This window comes from Staphylococcus sp. EG-SA-2, from assembly GCF_017152085.1.
Window position 1 is genome coordinate 1 of sequence record NZ_JACYHC010000459.1, and the last position, 4,782, is coordinate 4,782.

Below are 4,782 nucleotides of genomic sequence, written 5' to 3' on the forward strand. Positions count from 1 at the left end.
TAATCCGTGAAATGCGTTTAATGTGGAAGGAAATGATGGCTATTTTACAAGCATTTAGAGTGCCGTCAGTCAACCTGCTTCAATTTATGGTGAAGGAAAATTATCCAGTACGTCCTGAAACTTTGGATGAAGGTGATATTGAGCATTTCGAAATCTTGCCAGATATCTTACAAGAATATCTGCTTTATGTAAGATACACCGCAATCCTCATTGATCCATTTTCACAGCCAGACGAAAACGGACATTACTTTGATTTTTCAGCTGTACCATTTAAGCAAGTCTATAAAAATGAACAGGATGTTGTTCAAATTCCAAGAATGCCAAGTGAAGATTATTACAGAACGGCGATGATTCAGCATATTGGGAAAATGTTAGGTATCAAAACGCCAATGATTGATCAGTTCCTAACTCGCTATGAAGCAAGTTGCCAGGCGTACAAGGATATGCACCAAGATCAACAACTATCTTCTCAATTTAATACAAATCTATTTGAAGGAGATAAGGCACTCGTCACAAAATTTTTGGAAATCAATAGAACGCTTTCATAATAAGGGTTTGAAGTTTTATAATAGAAAAAAATTATTGAATTATGTTTGACATTTACATAAAAATAAGCAAATAATTGAGAAAAATAATCATTACGATTTGATTAAGTAATGCAACTTATCAATTTAGAAAGAGGAAAAGCAAATGAGAAAACTAACTAAAATGAGTGCAATGTTACTTGCATCAGGGCTAATTTTAACTGGTTGTGGCGGTAATAAAGGTTTAGAGGAGAAAAAAGAAAACAAGCAATTAACGTATACGACGGTTAAAGATATCGGTGATATGAATCCGCATGTTTACGGTGGATCAATGTCTGCTGAAAGTATGATATACGAGCCGCTTGTACGTAACACGAAAGATGGTATTAAGCCTTTACTAGCTAAAAAATGGGATGTGTCTGAAGATGGGAAGACTTATACATTCCATTTAAGAGATGATGTGAAATTCCATGATGGAACAACATTTGATGCTGACGCAGTTAAGAAAAATATTGATGCGGTTCAACAAAATAAAAAATTGCATTCTTGGTTAAAGATTTCAACATTAATTGACAATGTTAAAGTTAAAGATAAGTACACGGTTGAATTGAATTTGAAAGAAGCATATCAACCTGCATTGGCTGAATTAGCGATGCCTCGTCCATATGTATTTGTGTCTCCAAAAGACTTTAAAAACGGTACAACAAAAGATGGCGTTAAAAAGTTCGATGGTACTGGTCCATTTAAATTAGGTGAACACAAAAAAGATGAGTCTGCAGACTTTAACAAAAATGATCAATACTGGGGCGAAAAGTCTAAACTTAACAAAGTACAAGCAAAAGTAATGCCTGCTGGTGAAACAGCATTCCTATCAATGAAAAAAGGTGAAACGAACTTTGCCTTCACAGATGATAGAGGTACGGATAGCTTAGACAAAGACTCTTTAAAACAATTGAAAGATACAGGTGACTATCAAGTTAAGCGTAGTCAACCTATGAATACGAAAATGTTAGTTGTCAATTCTGGTAAAAAAGATAACGCTGTCAGTGACAAAACAGTCAGACAAGCGATTGGTCATATGGTAAACAGAGATAAAATTGCCAAAGAAATTTTAGATGGTCAAGAAAAACCAGCAACTCAATTATTTGCGAAAAATGTAACAGACATTAATTTCGATATGCCAACACGTAAGTATGACCTTAAAAAAGCAGAATCATTATTAGATGAAGCTGGTTGGAAGAAAGGTAAAGACAGTGATGTTCGTCAAAAAGATGGTAAAAACCTTGAAATGGCAATGTACTATGACAAAGGTTCTTCAAGTCAAAAAGAACAAGCAGAATACTTACAAGCAGAATTTAAGAAAATGGGTATTAAGTTAAACATCAATGGCGAAACATCAGATAAAATTGCTGAACGTCGTACTTCTGGTGATTATGACTTAATGTTCAACCAAACTTGGGGATTATTGTACGATCCACAAAGTACTATTGCAGCATTTAAAGCGAAAAATGGTTATGAAAGTGCAACATCAGGCATTGAGAACAAAGATAAAATATACAACAGCATTGATGACGCATTTAAAATCCAAAACGGTAAAGAGCGTTCAGACGCTTATAAAAACATTTTGAAACAAATTGATGATGAAGGTATCTTTATCCCTATTTCACACGGTAGTATGACAGTTGTTGCGCCGAAAGATTTAGAAAAAGTATCATTCACACAATCACAGTATGAATTACCATTCAATGAAATGCAGTATAAATAAAGGAGCAATTAGATGTTCAAATTTATCTTAAAACGTATTGCGCTCATGTTTCCATTAGTGATTGTAGTAAGTTTTATGACATTTCTATTGACGTATATTACAAATGAAAATCCAGCTGTGACAATTTTACATGCACAAGGAACGCCAAATGTAACACCAGAGTTGATTGCAGAAACGAATGAAAAGTACGGTTTCAATGATCCATTATTAATTCAATATAAAAACTGGTTACTTGAAGCGATGCAATTTAATTTTGGTACAAGTTACATTACAGGGGATCCTGTTGCTGAACGCATTGGCCCAGCATTTATGAACACATTGAAATTAACAATAATTTCAAGTGTTATGGTGATGATTACATCAATTATTTTAGGTGTAGTTAGTGCATTAAAAAGAGGAAAGTTCACTGATCGTGCGATACGTTCAGTGGCTTTCTTTCTAACTGCATTACCATCATATTGGATAGCTTCAATACTTATTATTTACGTTTCAGTGAAGTTAAACATATTGCCGACTTCTGGATTAACAGGTCCAGAAAGTTACATATTGCCAGTGATCGTTATTACGATTGCCTATGCTGGTATTTACTTTAGAAATGTTAGACGCTCGATGGTGGAACAATTAAATGAAGATTATGTACTTTATTTAAGAGCAAGCGGTGTGAAATCTATCACATTAATGTTGCATGTGTTGCGTAATGCTATACAAGTTGCGGTATCAATCTTTTGTATGTCTATACCAATGATAATGGGTGGACTAGTTGTTATCGAGTATATCTTTGCATGGCCTGGACTAGGTCAATTAAGTTTAAAAGCAATACTTGAACACGATTTTCCAGTCATTCAAGCATATGTATTAATTGTAGCGGTATTATTTATTGTATTTAATACATTAGCAGATATCATTAATGCGCTATTAAATCCAAGATTAAGGGAGGGCGCACGATGATAATTTTAAAACGATTATTACAAGATAAAGGTGCAGTAATTGCTTTAGGCATTATTGTATTATATGTCTTTTTAGGATTAGCAGCACCACTTGTGACATTTTATGATCCTAACCATATCGATACAGCAAACAAATTTGCTGGCATCAGTTTTCAACATCTACTAGGTACTGACCATTTAGGTAGAGATATTTTAACTAGGTTAATTTATGCGATTAGACCAAGTTTGTTATATGTCTTTGTTGCGCTATTTGTTTCTGTACTTATTGGATCTATTTTAGGATTCTTATCAGGATATTTCCAAGGGTTTGTTGACGCCTTAATCATGCGTGCGTGTGATGTTATGTTGGCATTCCCAAGTTATGTTGTAACGTTAGCATTAATTGCATTGTTTGGAATGGGTGCCGAAAATATTATCATGGCATTTATTTTGACGCGTTGGGCATGGTTCTGTCGTGTTATACGTACAAGTGTTATGCAGTACACTGCTTCTGACCATGTCAGATTTGCTAAAACAATCGGTATGAATGATATGAAAATTATTCACAAACATATTATGCCGTTAACATTAGCAGATATTGCTATCATCTCTAGTAGTTCGATGTGTTCAATGATCTTGCAAATATCTGGCTTTTCATTTTTAGGATTAGGTGTCAAAGCGCCTACTGCAGAGTGGGGCATGATGCTTAACGAAGCTAGAAAAGTGATGTTTACACATCCTGAAATGATGTTTGCGCCAGGTATTGCCATAGTGATTATAGTGATGGCATTTAACTTCTTATCCGATGCTTTACAAATTGCTATTGATCCCCGCATCTCTTCTAAAGATAAACTTCGTTCTGTGAAAAAAGGAGTGGTGCAATCATGACATTGTTAACAGTTAAGCATTTGACGATTACAGATACCTGGACAGATCAACCACTCGTGAGTGATGTGAATTTTACATTAACTAAGGGTGAAACTTTAGGCGTTATTGGAGAAAGTGGTAGCGGTAAATCAATTACATGCAAATCGATTATTGGTTTGAATCCCGAACGACTCGGGGTGACAGGTGAAATTATCTTTGATGGTACATCAATGTTGTCATTATCTGAATCGCAACGGAAAAAGTACCGTGGTAAAGATATTGCGATGGTCATGCAACAAGGTAGTCGTGCCTTTGACCCATCAACTACTGTCGGTAAACAAATGTTTGAGACTATGAAAGTACATACGTCAATGTCTACACAAGAAATTGAAAAGACATTGATTGAATATATGGATTATTTAAGTTTGAAAGATTCTAAACGTATATTAAAATCATACCCTTACATGTTATCAGGAGGAATGTTACAGCGATTGATGATTGCTTTAGCGTTAGCTTTGAAACCAAAGTTAATCATTGCTGATGAGCCGACAACGGCTTTAGATACAATTACACAATATGATGTACTGGAAGCATTTATAGATATTAAAAAACACTTTGACTGTGCGATGATTTTCATTTCACATGATTTAACGGTTATTAACAAGATTGCAGACCGTGTTGTTGTGATGAAAAATGGTCA

At 34.7% G+C, this 4,782-nt stretch carries 4 protein-coding genes and 1 pseudogene; all 5 read left to right on the forward strand.

Features of this window, described 5'->3' with window-relative positions; translation table 11 throughout:
• Positions 1-548: pseudogene (gene cntM, locus IDG60_RS06245) on the forward strand (staphylopine dehydrogenase CntM); the annotation flags it as partial.
• Positions 549-690: 142 nt separating this feature from the next.
• The gene (gene cntA / locus IDG60_RS06250; RefSeq protein ID WP_001229087.1) at positions 691-2,289 is read left to right on the forward strand and encodes a staphylopine-dependent metal ABC transporter substrate-binding lipoprotein CntA; all 1,599 of its coding nucleotides are present in this window, start codon (positions 691-693) and stop codon (positions 2,287-2,289) included.
• Positions 2,290-2,301: 12 nt separating this feature from the next.
• Positions 2,302-3,237, forward strand: a complete 936-nt coding sequence (opp1B, locus tag IDG60_RS06255; RefSeq protein WP_000472243.1) for a nickel/cobalt ABC transporter permease — start codon at positions 2,302-2,304, stop codon at positions 3,235-3,237.
• Positions 3,234-4,103 carry a staphylopine uptake ABC transporter permease subunit CntC gene (gene cntC, locus IDG60_RS06260; RefSeq protein ID WP_000584759.1) on the forward strand — a complete coding sequence of 290 codons (870 nt, stop codon included), beginning with the start codon at positions 3,234-3,236 and terminating at the stop codon, positions 4,101-4,103. The genes opp1B and cntC overlap by 4 nt, the downstream gene beginning before the upstream one ends.
• Positions 4,100-4,782, forward strand: a 683-nt coding sequence (locus IDG60_RS06265; protein WP_206160562.1) for an ABC transporter ATP-binding protein, incomplete at its 3' end; no start/stop codon positions are given. The genes cntC and IDG60_RS06265, both read left to right, overlap by 4 nt.